Source organism: Sulfurimonas sp. HSL-3221 (genome assembly GCF_021044585.1).
In the GTDB taxonomy this organism is placed as follows: Bacteria; Campylobacterota; Campylobacteria; order Campylobacterales; family Sulfurimonadaceae; genus Thiomicrolovo; species Thiomicrolovo sulfuroxydans.
Window position 1 is genome coordinate 1,800,266 of sequence record NZ_CP087998.1, and the last position, 21,449, is coordinate 1,821,714.

A 21,449-nucleotide genomic window follows, 5' to 3' on the forward strand; every position below is an offset into this window, starting at 1 on the left:
CATGCAAGATGATGTGACGGGACGAGCGTGTTGTAGGAGGTTTGCTTTAGGCCTCGAGACGGGCGATGGCCCGGCGGAAGGCATCGAGGTGGCTTTCGCTCCCCTCTTTGAGGTTTTCAAAGACCGACACCACATCCTCGGGCATCCCGGCGGCCGCCGATTCCAGATCGTCCAGGTCCGTCAGCTCGATCAGTTCGCCGACTTTCAGCCCTTCCAAGCGTGAGATATTCCCCTGCGCGACACAGGCGTCGTAGAGATTTTGCAGCGCCGGAAGCTCGAACACACCGACAGCGTCAAGGTCGACATAGGAGATATCGATCCCATAGCTTACACACAGTGCTCCGACGGCTTCGATATGGCTCTGCTCGGAGAGCTGGATCAATGCGAATGTGCTCTCTTCCGGGTAGCGTTCCCCCAGTGTGATGTAGACGTCGCGCGCCACTTTCTCTTCTTGGTAGATATAAAACAGCGTATCGCGCTGATCATCGCTCAAAACCGGATCGGTATCGCTCTTCGCACTCCCGTTTGCGTGCAGCACCGTCGCGCCTCCTGCCAAGAGCACTGCCCCCGTTTTTGCCACTTTACCGAGAAACTCGCGCCTCGCATTAATCATAAAAACTCCTTATATGTGATGGCGCATTGTAATGGGGAAGTGTGAGTGGAATGTGAGGGCACTTTATCCCTGAATCTTGGGATCGGCACCATAAATGATACGCCGGAAGAAATGCCTATAATTCAATCAAACTGTTTAGAAAAAAGGTATAAATTGAAGCAAAAAAATCGGTGCTTTGTCCGGGGGTGTGTTCACGGAGCGATCCGACCCGCCGTCAGAGACGCTCGCTCCCCTGTCTCGCATGCTGTATCGTCGGGGCAAAGGCCTTGGTGCTCACCTGCACGGTTTGACCGACTTCGAACTGTGCCGCCTCCTCTTTGTCGCAGACGACTTCGACGATCTGCTGCCCGATGGCCACGACGGCGATGTAGATGACGTCGGCGCGAATAATGTCAAGCAGCTCACCTTCCAGGGTGAACTTCTGGCTGCCGCTGGTCCGCAGCAGCACCTCGCCTGGGGTCCCGTCATGCACGATACGCCCGTGTTCAAGGACCACGACCCGCTCCGCCAGACGGTAGATCTCGCTGGGATCGTGGCTGACCATCACCGTCGTCGTGCCGAACGCCTTGTGCAGGGTAAGGATGTCATGCTGCAGCTTCAGCCGCATGGCAGGGTCCAGTGCGGAGAGCGGCTCGTCCATCAGCAGCAGTTTCGGACGGTTCATCAGGGCGCGGCAGAGCGCAACGCGCTGCTTCTGCCCGCCGCTGAGCGTCCCCGGAAGACGCTCTTTGAGCTCGAGCAACCCCGTCATCTCCAGTAAGATGGCGGCATGGGCGCGGTCGTTGTTGACGTAAAGCAGGTTCTGTTCGACGCTCATATTCGGAAAAAGCGCATAGTCCTGGAAGACGAAGCCGATCCCCCGTTTCTGCGGCGGCAGCATGGTCTTTTTGCCCAGCCACGTCTCGCCGGCGACGCTGATCTCCCCTTCCGCACGCTCCAGGCCGGCCAGCAGCCGCAGCAGCGTCGTCTTCCCGCTCCCGCTCTGCCCCGCCAGTGCCACAAAACTCTTTTCCCGGATGGAGAGCGCGATATCCAGCGGCATGTCGCCGCTGCTGCCCTGCAGCATTTTATGGATGTTCAGTTCGATCATCACGCCACCCCGATCCGGCGGTTCTGGCGCTGGTTGAAGAGGTAGACCCCCAGCAGCACCACGAAGCTGAGCGCCACCATGATCGCACTGTAGATATGTGCCGTGGTGTAATCCATCACCTCGACCATCTCGTAGATGGCGACCGAAGCGACCTTGGTTTCGCCGGGGATGGAGCCCCCGACCATCAGGACGACCCCGAACTCGCCGACCGTGTGCGCGAAGGTGACAATAAGCGCCGTAATCAAGGCCGGCTTGATGTTGGGCAGCGCCACGCGCAGCAGGGTCTCCGCCTTTCCCTTCCCGCTGATGTAGGAGGCTTCGAGCATGTTCTTGTTCAGCGCCTCGAAGCCGCTTTGCAGCGGCTGCACCATAAACGGAAAAGAGTAAAAAACGCTGGCAATGACAAGCCCCGTAAAATTGAAGACGAGCTTGATGCCGAAGGTCTGCTCGAAAAAGGCTCCCAGCGGCGAGTTGTACGAAAGCGCGTAGAGAATGTAAAACCCGAGCACCGACGGCGGCAGGACAATCGGCAGGGAGGTGACGGCTTCAATAAAGGGCTTGCAGCGGCACGCCGTCTGCGACAGCCACCATGCGACCGGCAGCGCCACGACAAAGAGGATGAACGTCGTCACACCCGCCAGTTTGAACGACAGGATAAAAGGGCCGAAATCAATCGCTTCCATCTGTCTCCCACCGCGCCGTCAGGTCGGCCATGCCCGCCTGGTAGGGGCTGCTTGTGACGACCCCCTCCACGCCCGATGCGGCGTAATCCGCCACGTTGGCCGGGTTGATTCCCCCCGCGGCCAGGATGGTCGCACCGGGATGGTTTTCGCGTTTGTAGGCCACAAGCTCCTGCAGCGTTTCGGGACCGCACTTATCCATCTGGATCACGTCCGCGCCCAGGGAGAGCATCCGCTTGGCATCGTCGAGGGATTCGGACTCCACCGTCAGTTTCTTCTCGACGCAGCGCTGTTTGAGCTCCCGCAGCGCCGCCTCGAACGCCGCGCTGTCTTCGTAGAGTGCGCGGTGCTGTTCGAAAACGAGTACCGTCTCCGAGAGGCCGAGCCGGTGCGGCATCGCCCCGCCGCACATCAGGGCGCGGGTGGAAAAGCGCTTGGCGAAGGGGAAACTTTTGCGGGTAACAAGCAGTTCGCAGTGCGGGTTGACCGCATGCGCCCTTGAGAGCATCGTCCGGGCGCGCGTGGCCATGCCGCAGGCGTATTCGAGCAGGATCTGGCAGAGTCGCCACGCGCTGTGCAGCGTCTCATGATCCCCGCGCAGCTCCAGCAGCACGCTGCCGGGCGCCGCGACGCTCCCCGAAGGGAAGCTGCTTTGCGCCTCGCACCCCAGGAGTTCGCCGATGCGTACCGCCTCTTCGGTGCAGGCCGCGACGACCTCGTCGCGCGTCAACACCTTCAATGTCGCCCGCTGCGGCGGCAGTGCGAGCAGCTGCGTCGTCAGATCGAAATAGGGAAGATCCCCCCTGATGTACTCCCAGAGCTCCGGGTCCGATAGCCGGTTCATGTCTCTCCTTTTTCAACGATCTCCAGGATGGAGAGATCGCTTGCCTTGATCAGCGCCGTGACGCTGTCGCCCTGATGCAGCGCCATCGTCTCGGCGGAATCGCGGGTGATGATGCTCTCCATCCGTGCCGGGCCGACACGGAGCGTTACGCTGCACAGCAGCGCCCCCGTCTCAACCGTTTCGATCACCGCTTCGAGGCGGTTGGAGATGGAGAGGTGCCCCTCCAGTTTCTTGGCCAGCGCCACATGGGACGCTTTGGCCCCGAGGATCACCCGCGTCCCGACGGCGATCGGGATCGCAAGCCCCAGTGCCATCATCCGCATCGGCGCGCCCCCCGCATCAAAGGAGACAATGGTGATGTTATCCCGGCGCTCGATGCTGGTGATGTAGGCCTCGATGCGGTTCACTGTACGATGTATCCGTAACGGCGCAGGATCGCCTTCGCTTCATCGCTGAGCATAAAATCATAGAACGCTTTGTACTCCACACTTTTCCCCGCATTTTTCAGCAAAACGACCCCCTGTTTGATCGGCGTATAGAGTGCCGGATCGACACTCGCCCAGTTAACATTTTCCTTGTATTGTGCCATTTTCGGGCTGTAAAGGGAAGATTTCGCGATGAAACCGACGTCCGCCGCCGTCAAGGCATACGTCACCGTCTGCGAGATCGACTCGGCATAGACGAACTTCGTTTCAGCGGCATCATAGACGCCCCCTTTTTGCATCGCCTCGACTGCGGCGGTGCCGTAGGGGGCCGTTTTCGGGTTGGCGATGGCGATCTTGCTCACGGAGTTGTCCGCCACCAGGGCGATCCCCTTGGAGAAATCCATCGGTTTCGCGCTGAGATACGCCAGGGCGCCCTGGGCGTAAACGACCGGCTTGGTCACGGCGATGCCGTCGGCATAGAGCGATGCGGGGTACTTCATGTTCGCCGCCATGAAAAGCCCGTAGGGGGCGCCGTTCTTGATCTGTGCCGTCAGCTTCCCGCTGCTGCCCAGCGTGACCTGGACCTTTGTATCCGGGTAGTGCTTCGCGAAGACCGTCTTGAGTTCATCGATGGCGTAGCTGACGTTTGCCGCCACGGCAATGTTGATCTCGCCGGCAATGGCGGAGAAGGACAAAAGCAGTAACAAAAATGTCTTTTTCATCATAACAGGTTCCTTTATTTCGCGATCATAACGTCGCTGGCTTTGACAATGGCGATCACGTCACTGCCCAGTCCGATGCCCAGTTCGGCCATGGATTCGTTGGTGATGATGGAGGTCAGCAGATCGCCGCTCTCCAGCTGGATGATGAGCTCCGTATTGACCGCCCCCTGGATCACCTTCTCCACGCGGCCCGCCAGCTTGTTGCGGGCGCTGATCTTCGGCATGCCTCCCGTCGCGATCAGAACGTGCGACGCTTTGAAAAAGGCGCGGACCACATCCCCCACGGCCAAGTCGAGGCTTTCGACACTCTCAATCGTAATGATGGCGCTGAGCGTCGTCCCTTTCGGCGCGCGCAGCGCGATCTTGGCGTTGACCGCCCCTTTGTTGACGGAGAGCACCCCCGCCTCGATCTGGTTTCTGGCACTGATTTTCATTTTTTGTTCCTTCTTTCTTATTTGGCAGGTTTAGCGATCATCATGTCCGAGGCTTTGATGATCGCGACAACGGGCATACCCGATTGCAACTCAAGGTTTGAAACGGCGTCGTCGGTCACGGTCGCGCTGATGCGGTCCCCGCCGCCAAGCCGGATCCGCACTTCCGCATTGACAACGCCGCGGTGGATGGTTTCGATCGTCCCTTCAAGCCGGTTCCGCGCGCTGATGGGAATGGCCCATCCCGTGGCGACCAGCACATGCGAGTCTTTGAAAAATGCGATTACCCTGTCCCCCTCCTTGACGCAGAGCGTATCAGAGGCGTTCCCGGTGATCGAAGCGAACATCAAGGTCCCCTGCGCCGTTTTGAGCTCCAGCAGCGCACTGACCCCGTCCCGGCGCACCGCGACGATATCGGCATCGATCTGGTTCCGTGCACTGATCATCATGCTCTGTCCTTTAGAAGAGGTAGTTGAGCTCGAAGCGGGCATCCAGGCTGTCGGCATCCGGTTTTTCGGTGTCGTTGTACCCCAGGCGCAGCCGCCACTGCAGGTCGGCCAGCATGGGCAGGTTCTGCACGAATCCGAGGTAGTAGTAGTTCTCGTCATAGTACCCCTTCGACTCGTCCGCATCGGTATGAAGAATAGAAGCCTGCACGAACAGGTCGGTAAAGACCCCGGTTTTGTTGGCGGCGCGCTGCAGCTCGACGCGGTAGCTCTTCGTATTGGCCATCCAGTTGTAGCGGGCCATCGAGCGGGTATACCCCGCCGTCGGGAAGCCCCGCCACGGGGTGATCAGGTCCGCTTCGTCGAAGACCTGGGTATAGCCGAAGTTGAGCTTGTACTTGCCCAGCTGCGCCACGAGCCGTGCGGCCACCATCTGGGCATCGAGAGAATCGGCCTCTTCATAGCCGCCGGCCGCGCCGCTCTGGCCCGCCAGTTTGCCGCTGTACGCTGCGCCGCCGACCTTGCCGGCGCCGTTGTCGAACTGCTTGATGTAGCGCACACCGGGCGTCAGCGATATGCTGCCGAGGCTGATCTTGTAGTTCGCCTCCGCCATCACTTCGCTCACGAGCTCCGGGACGATATAGAATGACGCGTCGAGTTTAAGATTGGCAATCGCCGTATTGTGCAGGTCCCCCGTGATCAGCGGCGCGTCGGTCGGCTTGCCCGCCGCTTTGAGCCGCGTATAAGTAAGCCCCTTATGCATCGCGGAGTCGTCATTCTCACTCCACTCCGGACGCTCGGAGCTGCTGCTGTTCGCGTCGCCGTACATCAGAACCGAGTGCGCCTGCGTATGGTCGCGCAGCTTCTGTTCGGCGAGGTAGGCCACGCGAAGCGCCGTCGCCGGGACCGCTTTCGTATCGATGACGATGCCGTCAAAGGTGTTGGGGATCATTTTCGTGTCGTTGGACTTGGTATAGAAAGTCTCCACCAGCTGCCGGCCGACGGCAATGCGGGTTTTGGGGATGCCGCTGTAGGCGATGTACGCCTGGCCGAGTGCGCCCATCCCCTTGTTGCCCGTATTGACGTAATCGTAACGGCTCAGGACATCTTTGCCCGGTTTCAGCGTACTGACCGGATCTTTTCCGTCATCGAAAAAGGCCTGGGAGTAGTAAAGCCCCATGCCGAAATCGAAGCCGCCGTAGCGCGCACTGCGGTAGACCAGCGAACCGCCGAGGGCACTGATAAGATGGCTGTTCTGCTTGGCCGTCTCTGTCTGCCACTTGTAGTAAAACGTATTCGAACGCAGGCGGGCGTAAAACTCCCCCTCGCTGAACATCCCTGTAAAACTCTCCGCCGCTCCCGGAACAGCGTTATATACCAGTGTATAGTTCGAATTCAGCGCCTGTTTCGGGGCATCTGTATCCGCCGCGTGGAGTGAAACCCCAAGAACCCCCGTCAATACGGCACTTATCCAGCCTGTCGTTTTCAATGACTCTCCTTTTGTCACGCTGTTTTCGTAGCGTTATTTTCTATAAAACATAACGATGTCTGCAAGGTCTATTCTCTAAAAATTGGCTCAGAAGCACGAATAAAGCGGAAAAATGCGACAAAACATGACAAAAGTGTTATATTCTTAAAAATATAACGGTATCGTAGATGAAGTTGCCTTGCCCCCTGCTTAAGGAAGTGTACGCCCCCACACACATCGTCTTAGGACGAAGGGAGAGCGTTTATACTATAGCTAAAACCATCCGGACGGTAGCGTATGCAGCTAGATCTCACCCGCGGCAGTATCCGAAGCCATATCAGGACCCTGGCGGTGCCTGCATGCATCGGCTTTTTTTTCCACACCCTCTTCAACATCACCGACACCTACTTTGCCGGGACAATCTCGACCCAGGCGCTGGCGGCCCTCTCCCTCTCCTTTCCGATCTTCTTCATCATCATCTCTCTTGCCGAAGGGATGAGCGAAGCGGTGACGGCCCTCGTCGGCAATGCCCTGGGAGCGGGTGAAACGGCGCAGGCGCACCACCTTGCGCGCAACGCACTGCTCTTCGGGGGCCTGCTGGCCATTGCACTGACCGCCGCGGGGTTTGCCGCCGCTCCGGCACTGATGGTCTCGCTCGGGGCCCGGGACGCCTACCTCGCCGAAGCGCTGGCCTACATCAATGTTATCATCGCCGGTACGGGTCTCTTCGTCTTCACCTTCTTTCTCAACGCCCTGCTCAACGCCGTCGGGGACACCGTCTCCTTCCGCAACGTGCTCATCGTCGCCGCTGTGATCAACGTCGCGCTCGACGCGTGGTTCGTGCGCGGCGGGTTCGGCGTCGCGCCGATGGGCGTCACGGGCATCGCCCTGGCCACGGTCATCATCGAATCCATGAGCGCCGCCTACCTCTATTACCGCCTCAAGACCAAACCCGTCTACCGCGGCAGCGCGCCGTTTCGTTTCGACCCCGCTGCCCTCGGCGAGCTGATACGGCAGGGGATCCCCCCCAGTGCCAACCTGGCGCTGATGGCCGCGGGCATCTACATCATTACCTATTTCGCCGCACCCTACGGCCAGGAGGTCGTTGCGGCCTACGGCGTGGGCATGCGTATCGAACAGATCATTCTGATGCCCGCCGTCGGGCTCAACGTCGCGGTCCTCGCCATCGTCGCCCAGAACAGCGGCGCCCGCCGTTTCGAACGTATCGGAGAGACCGTCGGCCGCTCCCTCTTCTACGGTGCCGTCGTCGCCCTGATCGGCGGTATCGTGCTCTTCGCGGGCGCCGGAACGGTGATGGGCGTCTTCAGCGACATCCCGGACGTCATTGACGAAGGCGTGCTCTACCTGCGCGTCGAAGCCTTCCTGATCTACCCCTTCGTCGTCATCTTCACCTACGTCGCGATGCTCCAGGGGGTCAAACGGCCCGCGTTTATCTTCTACATCAGTCTCGCCCGGCAGGTCGTCGCCCCGCTGATCGTCCTCTGGGTCCTCGCCCGTATTGCGCCTGCGGCCCTCTCCGTATGGCTCGGCGTCGGGGGCGTCGTCATCACCGCCGCCGTCGTGACATACTGGTATGCGCGCCGCATCCTCACCGACCTCTCCCGCGTCCCGCTCTGATACCCTTTTATCCACCCAGAATGATGAAAAATTCATCATTCTGGCATAGACTTTGCACTAAAACTCATCTACAATGCCCGGCGTGAATACGATTTGACCACAGACATTTTATTTTCTCCTTATCCCTCTCCACGGTGCGGTTGCGCCGGAGCGGAGAACTTGGCAATTTTACGAAGGAGTTTCCATGCAGAATCTTGTTTCCATATATGAAGAGAATGCCGACCTGATCCAGAAATTCATCCTTGCGTCCATCCAGCGGATCGGACTCATTCATCTGACGGAAAAGAACGTCAAGCACATTTTTAACGTCTTCCCGAGCCTGGAATTGGCCTATGAAACCGACGAAGGGTTCGCCCAGACTTCGGCCAACTACAGCCGCCACAAAAGCGATACGGCGGCCGTCGGCGCGGACCGGAGCTATCTCATCGACGAGAGCAAGCTCGTCGGCGACTACTATTTTCATGAGCCCTACCTCTCCACAACGACGGGGCATCTGTGCATCACCATCGTTTACAAAACGGCCAAAGGGGGGTATATCCTGCTGGATTTCCAGCTGCGCAACCTCCTCGAGCGCTTCATGCTGATCGAGAACAACGGTGGGCTCAAAATGACCCACCGTACCCTCTACGGCATTATCGGAGGGGGGCTGCTGCTGTTGGGGATCTTTGTCGTTCTCTACGGACTCTTCAGCTTCGGCCACTACCTTATCGTCGAGGATGTCCTCTCGCTGGAGATGTTCTTCAAACCCGTCATTGCCCTCACCCTGGGACTGGCCGTGTACGACCTTGGCAAAACGATCGTCGACCAGGAGGTGATGCCCAAAACCCAGAAAGTCGACGAGGGGATCAAGGTGAAGACCCTGCTCAACTTCTCCGTCTCCATCCTCATCGCCCTGATGATCGAGGCGCTGCTGGTCGTTTTCAAGATCTCCATCTCCAACTACCACGACCTCCCCTACGCCGCCTCGCTGATCGGTGCGCTCGCCCTGCTCTTCTTTGTTTTCTCCTACTTCATCTACATCGTCAGAAAGAGCGGGGCCGCCCCCGAGATCGAATAGGCATCAGTAGGCGTCAAAGAGCGTCTGGATGTGCGCGGCATCGTGGGTCGCGAGCGAGAGCGGCCGCCGCTGGCCGCGGCGGACCCGTTCGTCGAACGTATCGCTCTCCCGGCGGTAGAAGACGCCAAGCGGAAACGGGCCCTCCTCCATCGCCCGGGCCATCGCCGCGCCGAGATCGGCCGTGTCGTGGGAAGCGTCCAGTTCGTAGGTATGCCCCTCGAACCAGCCGAAGGTGTTGATCTTGTTGAAGGTCACGCAGGGCTGGAAAATGTCGACCAGGGCGTAGCCGCGGTGCAGAAAAGCGGCTTTGAGGACCGATTTGGCATGCTCGGGATTCCCGATATTGACCCGGGAGACGAACCCCGCCCGCAGCGCCAGTGCCACGGCGAGGGGGTTGAAGGGCTCGTTACCGACCCCGTCGACCTGCACCTTCGTTTCCATCCCTTTTTGGCTCGTCGGCGACGCCTGCCCCTTGGTCAGCCCGTAGATCATATTGTTGTGGACGATATGGACGATGTCGACGTTGCGCCGGACGGCATGCAGGAAGTGGTTGCCCCCCTCCCCGTACATATCGCCGTCGCCCCCCTCGGCCACAACGGTCAGTTCGGGGTTGGCCGCCTTGACCGCCGTCGCGACGGGAACGGCGCGCCCGTGCAGTACCCCGAACATATTGACGTCGACGTAATAGGGTGTCTTCGCCGCCTGGCCGATGCCCGAAACGATGACGACGCTGCGCCCGTCGGCATTCAACGCATCGAGTACCTCGCGGATCAGCGTCAGAATGCCGAAGTTCCCGCACCCCGGGCACCAGCCGATATCTGTATTTTCACGTTCAAACGGTTTCATGAGAGCTCCTTTAATTGGGCACCGAGTTCCTGCGCCAGCTGGTCGGCAAAGAAGGCGAAACCGTTGCTCTGCAGGATGCGCCGGTCGACCCCGACGCCGTGCAGCGCCAATTGCTCCGCGAAGGCGCCGTCGGCGTTGTTCTCGACGACGATGCGATAGTCGTACGTCTCCAGGAAGGCGAGCTGTTCTGGGTTAAGCGGATGTACCCAGGCAAAGTGGACCTGGCAGGTACGCTCGTCTCCCAGACGCGCCAGGGCCTCGGCAACGGCGCCGCGGCTCGAGCCCCAGCCGATCACCGCGATGCTCCCCGCACCGCGCACTTCCGGCGCCCACGCCTCGGCCACGATCCCTTCGGCCTTTCGGGCCCGCTTGGCGACCATCGCCTCTCGGACGCGGAAGTCCTCGGTGATCTGCCCCCTTGCGTCGTGTTCGTGCCCGTCGCTGCAGACCAGCCCCTCGCCGCCGCCCGGGACGGCCCGGGGGCTAACGCCCGAGGGGGTGTCGGCGTAACGGTTGTACGTTTCGGATGCCGGTGCAATGTAGCGGCGCTGTTCGAAGGCAGCGAAATCGATGTCGCCGGTCATCGCCATCGTATCGGCGAGGTACTGGTCACTGAGCATGATGACGGGCACCTGCCACCGGTCGGCCAGTTCAAAGGCGAGATGGCCCAGTTCAACGCATTCGTGCAGCGAACCCGGGGCGAGAATGATCCGCGGGAAGGGGCCGTGGCCCGAGTGCAGCGCGAGGTTCAGGTCGCCCTGTTCGCTGCGGGTCGGCAGCCCCGTCGCCGGGCCGGGCCGCTGGGCCAGGTAGACGACGGCGGGGGTCTCCGTCATTCCCGAGAGGCTTATGCCCTCTCCCATCAGCGCGAACCCGCCCCCCGACGTCGTCGTCAGCGCCCGTGCACCGGCGTACCACGCCCCCATCACGAGGTGGATCGAGGCAATCTCGTCCTCGCTCTGTTCCACGGCGATCTCGAAGCGTTTGGACATCCCCGCCATAAAGTTCAGCACCCCCGTGGAGGGGGACATCGGATAGGAAGCGACGAAGTTGCACCCCCCGGCGAGGAAGCCGAAGCCGCAGGCGGTCGTGCCGTCCATCAGGTGCAGGGCGGCGGCCCCTTCGGGATGGGAGTGCGGCAGCGGCGGCAGCGGGGGATGCTGAAGAGTACGGCCCACATCGGCCCCGGCCTCCGCCGCGTGAACATTCCCCTCGTCCCGCGCGAAACGCGCCTGCACGCTGGCGTTCAATGCCTCCGTTTCAAGGCCCAGCATCCCGTAGACCAGCCCGGCGGCATAGGTGTTGGCGTAGCGCGGGTCGCCCAGCCGCTGCGCCTCGCGCTGCATCGCAACGGCAATCGCGCCGGGCGCCTCCGACGCAAAACGCTCGTCGGTCAGTACGACCGTCTGCGCGCTAAGGCGCGGCGCCGCGTGGGTCAGGGCCAGGGCGTCAAGCGCGATAAAGAGGTCCACCTCCCAGCAGGGTGCTTCCAGCGGGGCGTCGGCGATACGGATAAGCGTCGTATTGCTCCCCCCGCGTACCCGGGACATGAACTCCTTGCTCGAATAGACGTAGTAGCCGCTGCGGACAAAGGCGTCGCTGAGCACCTTCTCCAGGGTGTCGATCCCCATGCCCGCCGCCCCGCCGATCAGGATGGAGAGGCTCTGCCCGGTTTCGGGCGGGGTTGGGGACGCCGGCACATGCCGCTGCAGCGGCGGCATGGAAGGGTCGGCGGCGAAAGGGACCTCATACCGCCCGGCCGAGGGCAGCTTCGCGTTCATCTCCGGCAAAGGCGTTGGCACGGATGCCTTCACGGCGGCGGGCACGGGGGCCTCTTTCGCCTGGGGATAGGGCATGCTCTCGCCCCAGGTGATCTTGCCGCCGTAGTAGCCCAGCACGATCACCCCCGCGCCCGTCAACAGGACGATCGCATGGTAGGTAATGCCTTCGGCCGACATCGTGTAGACGATGCCAGGGGCTTCGAGATAGAGCATGATCGCGACGACCCCCGCCAGCAGCATCGCCACGGAGAGCACGATTTTGACGGCAAAGGGACGGCGCCACGTACCGCCGTAATTGATCCGCCAACTGATCAGCCCCGGTACCATTGCAACCACCCCCATAACCGTCGCCGCCAGGAAAGTATAAAAGACGGCAGCGGCATAGAGCGCGGTCGGTACGGCGAAAAAGAGCAGGTCCATCAACGCTGAAAAGAGGTGCAGCGCTATGGGGAAGTGGACGGTCATCGGGTGGGGGTGGTAGCGGCGGTAGAGCGCCTGCCAACGCCGGCGGCGCTCTTTGTTCGCGTCCGGCGGCGGCGAATCGGCCCGGGCCTTCTGTTCCGGCTCCGCCTCCAGCGTGCCGACGACGCTGTAGCGTTCAAATACCTCATCTCCGTGCGGCGCGCCTTCAAGCATCGGCGTGAGGTCGCGCCCCGCCTGATGCATCCCCTGGTGGTTCCCCTCCGCCCACATCGGGCTCTCCGACACGTCGTAGATCTTCCCTTTGTAGGCGACATAGGCGGGTCTTCCGTCGCGGCCGTCGTAGGCCGCAAGTTCACGCGGTGTCATGGCCTCCTCCTTTCGCTTCGCTTTTCGCGGAGGCCGTCACGCCTGCTTACGTGGCGGTCGTTTCGTTTGCCTGCATCGTATCGACATAGTCGCAGACTTCGCTGTCCTCATTGCACGGCTGGCTGTAGCCGGCGATGGGGTCGTTCTCCTCCGCGGCAAGGTTGTCGGAAACGAAGCGCCAGTTGATCAATGTCCACCAGTTCTCCAGGTACTCCGGCCGGGCGTTGCGGCGGTCAATGTAGTAGGCGTGTTCCCAGACATCACAGACCAGCAGCGGCCGACGCCCGTAACGTACGGGCGTATCCGCGTTGGAGGTCGTTTCAATCACGAGGGTATTGTCATTTCTGAGAACGAGCCAGGTCCACCCGGACCCGAACAGCCCCGCCGCCGCAGCAAGGAAGGCACCTTTGAACCCTTCCATGGAGCCGAAGTCGCGCTCGATCATCTCGGAGAGCTCCACCGACGGTGCCGTGGTCTCGGCGGAGAGGCCCAGCCAGTAGAAGTCGTGGTTGAAGACCTGCGCGGCGTTGTTGAAGACACCGTTCTGTGCTTCGCGGATGATCTTGAGCAGCGGCGCGTCTTCGAGGGGGGTCCCCTCGATCAGGCCGTTGAGCTTGTTGACGTAGCCGGCATGGTGTTTTCCGTAATGGAATGACACCGTTTCGGCAGAGATATAGGGTTCCAGCGCCGTCTCTTCGTACGGCAGCTTCATCAATTCAAATGCCATATTATGCTCCTTTGATTGGGCTCGCTTGTATTATCATAACTTATCGAGGTAAAGGGATGGGAAGGAAATTGTTTTAGCGTCCGGATAAAGCCTGCCTTCAGAATAAGCAGACCGCCCGGGCGCGGGGGAACCAAAGAGTGTATACTTCCGTCAAAAAAGACCCGTCCAGTGAAGCAGTTCCTCTCCCAGACCGACCGCGGCGTGCTCTTCATGCTGCTCAGCGCCCTCATCTCCGCCCTCAACGGGGCCGTCGCCAAGCTGCTCGGCGACGACCTGAGTGCCCTGGAGATCGTCTTTTTCCGGAACCTCATCGGGGTGCTTATTATTCTCGCGATGCTGCGTCACACTCCCCCGACCCTGCCCGGCGGCAAACTCCACCTGCTTTTGCTGCGCGGCTTTTTCGGCTTCAGCGCGATGATCCTCTTCTTCTATACCATCACCGTCATCCCGCTGGGCGAGGCGATCACGCTCAACAAGACCTCGCCGCTCTTCGTCTCCGTACTCGCCTTTTTCCTGATGAAGGAGCATCTGAACCGTTACGCCCTTGCGGCGCTTCTCATCGGATTTGCCGGTGTCCTCTTCATCTCCAAGCCGACGGGGATGCTGATGGGGTACGAGCACTTTCTCGGGCTGCTCGGCGGTTTCTTCGCCGCCTCGGCCTACGCCACCATCAAAACGATCCGCCACGTCTACGACACCCGCGTCATCGTCCTCTCGTTCATGGGGGTGGGTACCCTCGTCCCCCTGCTGCTCTTCGCCCTCGCCCCCTTCGTCAGCGCGCCGGATGCCCTGGCCTTTCTCTTTCCCGCGTTCTTCTGGCCGACATCGCCGAAGGTGTGGGGGCTGATCGCCTTCATGGCCCTCATCTCCACCCTCTCGCAGTGGCTGCTCACCAAAGCGTACAGTTTCAGCAAAGCGGGCATCATCGGGGCGGTGAGCTACACGAACATCCCCTTCGCCGTCGGGTTCGGCATCATGCTCGGCGACGGTTTCCCCGACGCCGCCGTCTGGCTCGGCATCGCCATGATCATCGCCGCCGGACTTCTGGTCAAAAAAGGATAAGAAATGCACCAAGAGCACATTGTCATTCTCGGCGGCGGTTACGGCGGCCTGCGGGCCGTCGAACATCTCGCCGGCGACCCGCGTTTTCGCATCACGCTGATCGACCGCCACCCCTACCACTACCTGCAGACCGAAGCCTACGGCTACATCGCCGGGCGCTTCGACATCCACGACATCACGATAGACCTTGCGAACTGGTGCCGGGGCTTCGGCAGGCATGTCACGTTCAAGCAGGCGGAAATCACCGGCGTCGACCCGGAGGCAAAGGAAGTCGTCTTGGAACATGAACGCATCTCCTATGACAGCCTCATCGTCGCCACCGGGGCACGCACGAACTTCTTCGCGTTTATCAAGGGCCTGCGCGAAAACAGCTACGGGGTTAAAAACCTCCAGCGCGCCTTCGCCTTCCGCCAGACCTTCGAACAGCTCGTCTACACCAAGGTCGAAGAGACCCGCGAGCCGGAGCCGGCCGAGCTGCAGATCGCCATCGGCGGGGCGGGGCTCAGCGGCGTCGAGATCGCCGCGGAGATGGCCGACGTCATCGAAAAACACCACAAGACCCTCGGTACCAATGCAAAGAAGATCAGGATTACCCTTATCGACGCGGCGGACACGATCCTGCCGGGGATGAGCAGCTATATCGTCAACCGCACGGCAAAGCGCCTGGAATCGCTGGGAATCCGGATCCTGACCAACGCCTTTATCGACCGGGTCGAAGACGGTGCCATCCATCTCAAAGACGGCACGGCTCTCCCCTACCGTTTCATGATCTTTACCGGAGGGATCATCGCCAATACACTGCAAAGCGACGCGCCCCTTGAAACGAACCGGCTGGGACAGATCGTTCCCGATGCCTATTTGCGCCTCTCCCCCCATATGGACGTTTACGCGGTCGGCGACTGCGTCGAACTCAAAGACGCGAAAGGCACCCTGCTGCCGCCAACGGCCCAGACGGCGGAGAAGAGCGCCGAGTACGTCGCCGCCTCCATCCGCAAACGCCTGAACGGCGATCCCGTTGCCCCTTTTCATGCCAAGGTCGACGGCGTCTTTGTCGCCCTGGGCGGCCACTACGCGGTCGGCGAGCTCTTCGGCATCATCCGCGTCAGCGGCTACACGGCCTACCTGCTGAAAAAACTGATCACCAAGGGCTACTACCTTGGCCTCAAACTGCGCATCAACACTGGCTTCAAAAAACGTACAGAGGCCTGAACCCGTCAGATGACGCTGACGGGCAGGTAGAAATCGAGGTCGAAACGCTCGTCGGCTTCGAGAAAATGGTTCCGGCGGTAGACGACGTAGGGCGGCAGGGTCTTCGCTTCGAAGCCGCTCTCAGGCAGCCAGGTATGGTAGATGTAGCGGATCAGGTTCGGCACCTCGCCGTAGCGCCCCTGCATCGTAAAGCGCGCGCACAGCGACGAGGGGATAACGAAGCTGGAGACGGAGCCCGACACCTCGAAACCGTCGGGGATCTCGATGGCGGCCACGTAGGCGCACTCCTCCAGCGGTACGATCGAAGGGTTGTCGTGGTGCAGCCCTATCTGCCGGGCCTGCTCCAGGCCGTGTTCGACCGCGTAGGCGTAGAGCCGCTGCCAGACGCCGGCAATGGAATGGTTGTAGCCGCGGTGGCGGATGTAGGCGACGCGGATGGCGGGCATTTTGACGATGGCAGGCTTGAGCCCCGTAAAGTCCGACGCGATCCGCGGCACCTTGTCGGAGTAGCGGATGTTCTCCTTTGAAAAGTTAAGGTAGCCCCCTTCGCGCCACTGCGTCGGCGTCAGCGCGTAACGCTGCCTAAAGGCCCGGATAAAGGCCGAGTGCGTACTGTAGCCGCACTGCTGCGCGATCATTGAGACTTTCTCTTTCTTGTTGACAATGAGCAGGTTCGCCGCCTTCTGCAGCCGGATGGACTGCAGCGTGTCGTAGAAGTTGCGCCCCGTCACCTCCTTGAAGATCCGGTGGAAATGGTAGACGCTCGTGCGGTTGCGCTCTGCGAGCACCTCCAAGGTGATCGGTGAATCGATATGACGGTAGATGTAATACAGCGCGTCGTTAACGACGTGGGCGTGGTGGCGCAGCGTCTCTTTCTTCATACGATAATTTTAGCAAGATCTGCATAGTTTTATGCAAGAAATATTGAAGATTAATCTCCGGAATCGGCGTATCATCGCGTTCATACAAAAGGATAAGAACATGAAACGCCAATTTATCCGGGAGATCCTGGATGTTATCACCGCGGACACCATCTCCTTCGCCGGAGGGCTTCCCGACGCCGACCTCTTCCCCCTAGACGCCTTCAAAACGGCGGCCGACCGCGTCCTCTCCGAGCCGGCCAGCCTGCAGTATTCGCGTTCGCAGGGATACGCCCCCCTGCGCGAAAAGATCGCCCGGCGCTACTGCGCCGCGGGCTTTGAGACCCGCGCGGAGGAGATCCTCATCACCACAGGTTCGCAGCAGGCCATCAACCTCATCGCCTTGAGCATGCTTCCCTACGGGGTCACCGTCGAACTGCCCGCCTACCTCGGGGCCCTCAGCGCCTTCCGGCTGGCAAAAGTAAAGACGGAGGGGGTCGCGCTGGAACACGACGGCATCGCAATGACACCGTTCAGACGCAGCATCGCCAGGACGGGGGCCGCCTACCTGATCCCGGACTTCCAGAACCCGACGGGGCTGCGCTACAGTGCCGCCAAACGCCAGGCCGTCGCCAAGGCGGTGCTGGACGCAGACGCGCTGCTGATCGAAGACGCACCCTACAGCGAACTCTATTTCGACCATGCCTCCCTGCCCATCAGCGCAAGCATGCCCGAACGCAGCTTCCACCTGGGCTCCTTTTCGAAGATCCTGGCCCCCGGCCTGCGGGTCGGGTGGGTCCGGGCCAGCGAGGCGAACCTGCGGCGGCTGCTCGTCGTCAAAGAGGCGATCGACCTGCATACGTCGACACTGGACCAGCGCCTGATCGACGCGTTTTGGGAGACCGAGGGGCTTGACCGCCACCTCTCATCGCTGCGCATCCATTACCGGGCTAAGAAAAACGCACTTTCCAACGCACTGCGCACCCAGCTGCCCGACTTCGTTTTTGACGAACCCCGCGGCGGCATGTTCCTTTACGGGAGGCTGCCCGGCCACGATACGAAATCATTGGTCAACCGCTGCCTGGAGCGCGGGGTCGCCTTCGTCCCCGGCAGCGAGTTCTACCCCGGCACGCCTGCGCTCGACGAGCTCCGGCTCAATTTCACCCACACCGACCCGGCGCAGATGCACCGCGGCGTCGGACTGATGGCCGATGCCTACCGCGAACAGATCGTTTCGAAAATCACGGGAGTGGCCAGGGCCACGGCATGAGAACCGCTTCGCACGCCTTTACGGAGAGAATGGCCGCGCGCTTCGAGGCCTTCGACCGAACCATCGAAGCCCGTCTCGACCTTGTCTTTTCCAAACTGATCACCGGGCTCAAATACGCCTTTATCGCCGTGATGGTACTCTACCTGGCCGTCTGCATCCTGAGCCTGTCGCACAAAATCGTCTCCTTCACCCTGGACCAGGGGGCGCTCGATTTCCGCTCCATAAAGATGATCCTGACCGACGGCCTCTTCGTACTCATCGTCATCGCCATTACGAGGACCTTCCTGATCCGCAGCGCATTCGATTATGCCCTTACCCTGCTCGAGATCGGTTTCGTCGTCATCATCCGCAAACTCATCCTGCTCGACACCGTCCCGGAGGAGACGGGACTGATGCTCGTTCTCAGCCTCACGTCGACGCTCTTTTTCCTGCTCATCGTCTATATCCACAATCTCAGACGCCGCTGGAACAGGGAGGACGGCACGGGAGGTTAACGGTAAATTAATGCCTTTGCTCTACAATGGTTTTTATTCAACCACTTACAGGAGTTCTTCGGATGAAACCTTTCGCAAAAATTGCCGTTATCGCGGCAGCAACCCTCGCCATCAGCGTCCCATCGGCCTTCGCGTGCAGCGCGCAGAGCAGCATGCAGGGCATGCACGGCGGCAGCGACAACAAAATGCACCTTGCCCGCAAAGTCGTCGATGCCGTCAGCCAGACGGGGCTGAGCACCGCGCAGACCCAGGCCGTCACCGATGCCATCAACACCTTTAAGGCAAAAATGATGACGCGCAAAGCCTCCAAAACCTTCCCCATCGACGCCTTCGGTGACACTGCCTTCGATGCCAAGCAGTTTAAAGCGGCCCAGCAGAAACAGTTTGATGCCAAGATGGCTGCGATGACCGAACTCTTCAGTACCATCTACACCGTGCTGACGCCGGAACAGCGTCCCCTCTTCAAGCGCGCCTTCACCGCACCGATGGTCAAGATGATGATCAAGCGGAACATGATCAAAGGTGGTATGAAAAGCGGCGGCATGGGCGGCGGCATGCAAAAGAGCGGTATGAAAGGAAGCGGTATGCAGCAGGGCGGTATGAAATGCGGAGGGATGAAGTGCGGCGGCATGTCCCGCTGAGAAGCGAGACCGCCACGCGCTGCTGAACCATACCTTACTCCAACCCGCCGGGCGGGAAGCGCTCGGGCGTACGCGCTGTCACCCCGCCATTCCGGCACGGATTCCTCCCCCCTTATCACGTTACTTTGTAAAGAGAGTGTCAAGAAACGCCCCTTGGCGTCTTGACATCATGGTACTACCATGTGAACATCCGAACACAAGGAGTACCTATGAAATCCATTCTGATCGCCCTCTTCTGCAGCGCCGCCCTTATGGCGGCGAGCCCGGAAGTCGACAACTACCTGCAGCAGCTACAGACGGAAGCCCCGGCCCCGTTTGATGCCGCGCGCGGCGAAGCGATCTTCACCGCCGAACAGATCGGCAAAAAAGGGACAAAGATCGCCTGCACCAGCTGCCACGGCAACGACCTGACCCGCCCCGGCAAAAACGTCAATACCGGCAAAGTCATCGACCCGCTCTCACCGGATGCCAACCCCGATCGCCTCACGTCGCTCAAAGAGGTCACAAAATGGCTGCGCCGGAACTTCAAGGATGTCTATAACCGCGAGGGAACGGCCCAGGAAAAAGGTGATGTTCTCACCTATATCATGCAATACCGCTAAGGAGTCTACGATGAAAAAGCATCTTTTTGTTATTACTTGCGCGCTGCTGGCAGCCGGTTCGGTCTACCTCGCGGCAGATGACCATCACGAAAAACACAGTGAGCAGAGGCATGAAAAAGCCGTTGCACAGGATGCCGTCACGACCGACGGCCAAAAACGAAGTGCAGCAGGGGTCGAAACGACCGCCGCGCGTCTCTATAAAAACGAGTGCGGGGCGTGCCATATGGCCTACCAGCCCGGCCTGCTTCCCCGTGCTTCCTGGACACGTATGATGGTGTCGCTTGGGGACCATTTCGGAACCGATGCGACCCTTGAGCCGGCTGATGCGGCAGAGCTTGCCACCTATCTCGACGCGAACGCCTACGGAAGCGCACCTTCATCGAAACATATGGCGCGGATCGCCAAATCCGTCTCCGCCGATGCGCCGATGCAGATCAGCCGGTCCGTCTACTTCGTCAAAGAACACCGAAGAATTCCGCAGCGTTTCATCGACCAGGCGGATGTGAAGAGTCTTGCGAACTGCAACGCCTGCCACGCGAAGGCCGAAAACGGCAGCTACCGCGAACGGGAGATCTTCATCCCGAACTACGGGCGCTGGGACGACTGACGCTTCTGCGCGTCAACCCGGAGGTGAACCATGAACAATAGCTATATCTGGAGTCTGCCGACACGCCTCTTCCACGGGCTGCTCGTGCTCTTTATCCTCGGCGCCTATCTGAGCGCCGAAGAGGAGCGCTGGCTGCTCTGGCACGCGGCGTTCGGTTTCGCCGTCGGGGCCCTGCTGCTTTTCCGCATCGTCTGGGGCTTTTGGGGGCCGGAGCATTCGCGCTTCGCCGATTTCGACCTGAAACTCTCTTCGTTGAAGACCTACATGCTGACGCTGCTGAGCTCAAAAGCAACGTACGCAGGCCATAACCCCGCCGCCAGTTTCGCCGTGATCGGTATTATCGCTGTGACGCTGCTGCTCGTGCTGACGGGCATGCTCACCTATGGTGTCCAGGAGAACCGCGGGCTCTTCGCTTTTCTGAACGGCACGTTTTTCAAGAAGATGGAACTGTTCGAGGAACTCCATGAATTCCTCGGGACCCTGCTCTATCTCCTGATAGGGGCCCATATCGCGGGCGTCCTGCTCGACCGCCTTCTGCACCCCTCCCACGGCACGCTGCGCTCCATCGTCAGCGGATACAAACCCGTTGAAGGCCGCAGCGTCAGGCTGACCTTTGTCCAAAAGACCATCGCCGTCCTGGGCATCGGGCTCGCCCTCGCGACCCCCATCTACCTGTTGACAGCAAGCGACACCCCCCTGACCGCCGCGCATACGGCAGCCGTCGATTTCGAAAAAGTGCATCCGCTCTTCGCCAACGAATGCGCGGCGTGCCATACCCTCTATCCCCCCGCGCTGCTGCCCGGCCGCTCCTGGCGGCGCCTGATGGCGGATCTGGAGAACCATTTCGGCGATGATGCCTCGCTGGAGGCAGCCGATACCCAGAGCATCCTGGCCTACCTTGTCGCCAATGCCGCGGAACACGCCACCTCCGAGGCTGCGTTCAAGCTATCGGCCTCTATGACAAATATGGATATCATAGCAGTGACGCAGACGCCGTTCTGGAAAAAGACCCACCGCAGGATCACTGCGGACGTTTTCGCGCGCGACGCGGTCAAAAGCAGGGCCAACTGCAAAGCCTGCCACAGCGATGTTGAACGCGGCCTGCTCGAGGATACGAACATCACGATACCCGGAGAAAGGAGCTGAG

General features: G+C 60.5%; 23 protein-coding genes. 10 read left to right on the forward strand and 13 right to left on the reverse strand.

Going from position 1 to position 21,449, the window contains the following annotated elements; all coding sequences use genetic code 11:
• Positions 1 to 46 precede the first annotated feature (46 nt).
• The 9 genes from LOH54_RS09275 to LOH54_RS09315 form a co-directional block, all read right to left on the reverse strand.
• Positions 47 to 613: a DUF2202 domain-containing protein gene (locus LOH54_RS09275; RefSeq protein WP_231018690.1), complete on the reverse strand. Its 567-nt coding sequence runs from the start codon at positions 611 to 613 to the stop codon at positions 47 to 49.
• A 214-nt stretch (positions 614 to 827) separates the two neighbouring features.
• Positions 828 to 1,703, reverse strand: coding sequence for an ABC transporter ATP-binding protein (locus LOH54_RS09280; protein ID WP_231018692.1), 876 nt, complete (start codon positions 1,701 to 1,703; stop codon positions 828 to 830).
• Positions 1,703 to 2,386, reverse strand: a complete 684-nt coding sequence (gene modB, locus LOH54_RS09285) for a molybdate ABC transporter permease subunit (RefSeq protein ID WP_231018694.1) — start codon at positions 2,384 to 2,386, stop codon at positions 1,703 to 1,705. The genes LOH54_RS09280 and modB overlap by 1 nt, the downstream gene beginning before the upstream one ends.
• Positions 2,373 to 3,227 carry a ModD protein gene (gene modD / locus LOH54_RS09290; RefSeq protein ID WP_231018696.1) on the reverse strand — a complete coding sequence of 285 codons (855 nt, stop codon included), beginning with the start codon at positions 3,225 to 3,227 and terminating at the stop codon, positions 2,373 to 2,375. Before modD ends, modB begins: the two co-directional genes overlap by 14 nt.
• Positions 3,224 to 3,634 carry a TOBE domain-containing protein gene (locus LOH54_RS09295; RefSeq protein ID WP_231018706.1) on the reverse strand — a complete coding sequence of 137 codons (411 nt, stop codon included), beginning with the start codon at positions 3,632 to 3,634 and terminating at the stop codon, positions 3,224 to 3,226. The genes modD and LOH54_RS09295 overlap by 4 nt, the downstream gene beginning before the upstream one ends.
• Positions 3,631 to 4,374, reverse strand: coding sequence for a molybdate ABC transporter substrate-binding protein (modA, locus tag LOH54_RS09300; protein ID WP_231021234.1), 744 nt, complete (start codon positions 4,372 to 4,374; stop codon positions 3,631 to 3,633). The genes LOH54_RS09295 and modA overlap by 4 nt, the downstream gene beginning before the upstream one ends.
• Before the next feature lie 14 nt (positions 4,375 to 4,388).
• Positions 4,389 to 4,808 carry a TOBE domain-containing protein gene (locus tag LOH54_RS09305; protein ID WP_231018708.1) on the reverse strand — a complete coding sequence of 140 codons (420 nt, stop codon included), beginning with the start codon at positions 4,806 to 4,808 and terminating at the stop codon, positions 4,389 to 4,391.
• A 17-nt stretch (positions 4,809 to 4,825) separates the two neighbouring features.
• Positions 4,826 to 5,254: a TOBE domain-containing protein gene (locus LOH54_RS09310; protein ID WP_231018710.1), complete on the reverse strand. Its 429-nt coding sequence runs from the start codon at positions 5,252 to 5,254 to the stop codon at positions 4,826 to 4,828.
• 10 nt (positions 5,255 to 5,264) lie between these two features.
• Positions 5,265 to 6,740: a hypothetical protein gene (locus LOH54_RS09315; protein WP_231018717.1), complete on the reverse strand. Its 1,476-nt coding sequence runs from the start codon at positions 6,738 to 6,740 to the stop codon at positions 5,265 to 5,267.
• 276 nt (positions 6,741 to 7,016) lie between these two features.
• On the opposite strand from LOH54_RS09315, the gene LOH54_RS09320 reads away from it, so the two are divergent.
• On the forward strand, positions 7,017 to 8,357 hold the full coding sequence (locus LOH54_RS09320) for an MATE family efflux transporter (protein ID WP_231018718.1): 1,341 nt from the start codon (positions 7,017 to 7,019) through the stop codon (positions 8,355 to 8,357).
• A gap of 184 nt (positions 8,358 to 8,541) precedes the next feature.
• Positions 8,542 to 9,414, forward strand: coding sequence for a hypothetical protein (locus LOH54_RS09325; protein ID WP_231018719.1), 873 nt, complete (start codon positions 8,542 to 8,544; stop codon positions 9,412 to 9,414).
• A gap of 3 nt (positions 9,415 to 9,417) precedes the next feature.
• Here LOH54_RS09325 and LOH54_RS09330 read toward each other — a convergent pair whose 3' ends face one another.
• From LOH54_RS09330 to LOH54_RS09340, 3 genes are read right to left on the reverse strand one after another with little or no spacing between them, the layout of a single operon-like run.
• A complete protein-coding gene (locus LOH54_RS09330; RefSeq protein ID WP_231018720.1) occupies positions 9,418 to 10,260 on the reverse strand; it encodes a thiamine pyrophosphate-dependent enzyme in 843 nt (280 codons plus the stop codon).
• The gene (locus LOH54_RS09335) at positions 10,257 to 12,830 is read right to left on the reverse strand and encodes a 2-oxoacid:acceptor oxidoreductase subunit alpha (protein ID WP_231018721.1); all 2,574 of its coding nucleotides are present in this window, start codon (positions 12,828 to 12,830) and stop codon (positions 10,257 to 10,259) included. The genes LOH54_RS09330 and LOH54_RS09335 overlap by 4 nt, the downstream gene beginning before the upstream one ends.
• 46 nt (positions 12,831 to 12,876) lie before the next feature.
• Complete coding sequence (locus LOH54_RS09340) at positions 12,877 to 13,557, reverse strand: superoxide dismutase (protein WP_283949352.1); 681 nt, start codon at positions 13,555 to 13,557, stop codon at positions 12,877 to 12,879.
• A 168-nt stretch (positions 13,558 to 13,725) separates the two neighbouring features.
• On the opposite strand from LOH54_RS09340, the gene LOH54_RS09345 reads away from it, so the two are divergent.
• Positions 13,726 to 14,619 (forward strand): DMT family transporter, encoded by an 894-nt coding sequence (locus tag LOH54_RS09345; RefSeq protein WP_231018723.1) that lies wholly within the window; start codon positions 13,726 to 13,728, stop codon positions 14,617 to 14,619.
• Between the two features lie 3 nt (positions 14,620 to 14,622).
• On the forward strand, positions 14,623 to 15,828 hold the full coding sequence (locus LOH54_RS09350; RefSeq protein ID WP_231018724.1) for an NAD(P)/FAD-dependent oxidoreductase: 1,206 nt from the start codon (positions 14,623 to 14,625) through the stop codon (positions 15,826 to 15,828).
• A gap of 5 nt (positions 15,829 to 15,833) precedes the next feature.
• Here the strand turns inward: LOH54_RS09350 and LOH54_RS09355 are convergent, their stop codons facing one another.
• Positions 15,834 to 16,709: an AraC family transcriptional regulator gene (locus tag LOH54_RS09355; RefSeq protein WP_231018725.1), complete on the reverse strand. Its 876-nt coding sequence runs from the start codon at positions 16,707 to 16,709 to the stop codon at positions 15,834 to 15,836.
• A gap of 100 nt (positions 16,710 to 16,809) precedes the next feature.
• On the opposite strand from LOH54_RS09355, the gene LOH54_RS09360 reads away from it, so the two are divergent.
• The 6 genes from LOH54_RS09360 to LOH54_RS09385 all read left to right on the forward strand — a co-directional run bounded on the left by LOH54_RS09360 (position 16,810) and on the right by LOH54_RS09385 (position 21,448).
• On the forward strand, positions 16,810 to 17,958 hold the full coding sequence (locus LOH54_RS09360) for an aminotransferase-like domain-containing protein (RefSeq protein WP_231018727.1): 1,149 nt from the start codon (positions 16,810 to 16,812) through the stop codon (positions 17,956 to 17,958).
• Positions 17,955 to 18,452, forward strand: coding sequence for a hypothetical protein (locus LOH54_RS09365; RefSeq protein ID WP_231018730.1), 498 nt, complete (start codon positions 17,955 to 17,957; stop codon positions 18,450 to 18,452). Before LOH54_RS09360 ends, LOH54_RS09365 begins: the two co-directional genes overlap by 4 nt.
• Before the next feature lie 62 nt (positions 18,453 to 18,514).
• Positions 18,515 to 19,093 (forward strand): Spy/CpxP family protein refolding chaperone, encoded by a 579-nt coding sequence (locus LOH54_RS09370; protein WP_231018731.1) that lies wholly within the window; start codon positions 18,515 to 18,517, stop codon positions 19,091 to 19,093.
• 209 nt (positions 19,094 to 19,302) lie between these two features.
• Positions 19,303 to 19,695, forward strand: a complete 393-nt coding sequence (locus tag LOH54_RS09375) for a DUF1924 domain-containing protein (protein ID WP_231018732.1) — start codon at positions 19,303 to 19,305, stop codon at positions 19,693 to 19,695.
• A gap of 10 nt (positions 19,696 to 19,705) precedes the next feature.
• Positions 19,706 to 20,302, forward strand: coding sequence for a diheme cytochrome c (locus LOH54_RS09380; RefSeq protein WP_231018733.1), 597 nt, complete (start codon positions 19,706 to 19,708; stop codon positions 20,300 to 20,302).
• A 30-nt stretch (positions 20,303 to 20,332) separates the two neighbouring features.
• Positions 20,333 to 21,448 (forward strand): cytochrome b/b6 domain-containing protein, encoded by a 1,116-nt coding sequence (locus tag LOH54_RS09385; RefSeq protein WP_231018734.1) that lies wholly within the window; start codon positions 20,333 to 20,335, stop codon positions 21,446 to 21,448.
• Position 21,449 lies beyond the last annotated feature (1 nt).

Coding starts and splice junctions, on each gene's coding strand:
- LOH54_RS09330 (WP_231018720.1), bottom strand. CDS start 10,260: ATGAAACCGTTTGAACGTGAAAATACAGATATCGGCTGGTGCCCGGGG.
- LOH54_RS09275 (WP_231018690.1), bottom strand. CDS start 613: ATGATTAATGCGAGGCGCGAGTTTCTCGGTAAAGTGGCAAAAACGGGG.
- modD (WP_231018696.1), bottom strand. CDS start 3,227: ATGAACCGGCTATCGGACCCGGAGCTCTGGGAGTACATCAGGGGGGAT.
- LOH54_RS09335 (WP_231018721.1), bottom strand. CDS start 12,830: ATGACACCGCGTGAACTTGCGGCCTACGACGGCCGCGACGGAAGACCC.
- LOH54_RS09305 (WP_231018708.1), bottom strand. CDS start 4,808: ATGAAAATCAGTGCCAGAAACCAGATCGAGGCGGGGGTGCTCTCCGTC.
- LOH54_RS09340 (WP_283949352.1), bottom strand. CDS start 13,557: ATGGCATTTGAATTGATGAAGCTGCCGTACGAAGAGACGGCGCTGGAA.
- LOH54_RS09355 (WP_231018725.1), bottom strand. CDS start 16,709: ATGAAGAAAGAGACGCTGCGCCACCACGCCCACGTCGTTAACGACGCG.
- LOH54_RS09370 (WP_231018731.1), top strand. CDS start 18,515: ATGAAACCTTTCGCAAAAATTGCCGTTATCGCGGCAGCAACCCTCGCC.
- LOH54_RS09280 (WP_231018692.1), bottom strand. CDS start 1,703: ATGATCGAACTGAACATCCATAAAATGCTGCAGGGCAGCAGCGGCGAC.
- LOH54_RS09310 (WP_231018710.1), bottom strand. CDS start 5,254: ATGATGATCAGTGCACGGAACCAGATCGATGCCGATATCGTCGCGGTG.
- LOH54_RS09385 (WP_231018734.1), top strand. CDS start 20,333: ATGAACAATAGCTATATCTGGAGTCTGCCGACACGCCTCTTCCACGGG.
- modA (WP_231021234.1), bottom strand. CDS start 4,374: ATGAAAAAGACATTTTTGTTACTGCTTTTGTCCTTCTCCGCCATTGCC.
- LOH54_RS09380 (WP_231018733.1), top strand. CDS start 19,706: ATGAAAAAGCATCTTTTTGTTATTACTTGCGCGCTGCTGGCAGCCGGT.
- modB (WP_231018694.1), bottom strand. CDS start 2,386: ATGGAAGCGATTGATTTCGGCCCTTTTATCCTGTCGTTCAAACTGGCG.
- LOH54_RS09365 (WP_231018730.1), top strand. CDS start 17,955: ATGAGAACCGCTTCGCACGCCTTTACGGAGAGAATGGCCGCGCGCTTC.
- LOH54_RS09325 (WP_231018719.1), top strand. CDS start 8,542: ATGCAGAATCTTGTTTCCATATATGAAGAGAATGCCGACCTGATCCAG.
- LOH54_RS09360 (WP_231018727.1), top strand. CDS start 16,810: ATGAAACGCCAATTTATCCGGGAGATCCTGGATGTTATCACCGCGGAC.
- LOH54_RS09320 (WP_231018718.1), top strand. CDS start 7,017: ATGCAGCTAGATCTCACCCGCGGCAGTATCCGAAGCCATATCAGGACC.
- LOH54_RS09350 (WP_231018724.1), top strand. CDS start 14,623: ATGCACCAAGAGCACATTGTCATTCTCGGCGGCGGTTACGGCGGCCTG.
- LOH54_RS09375 (WP_231018732.1), top strand. CDS start 19,303: ATGAAATCCATTCTGATCGCCCTCTTCTGCAGCGCCGCCCTTATGGCG.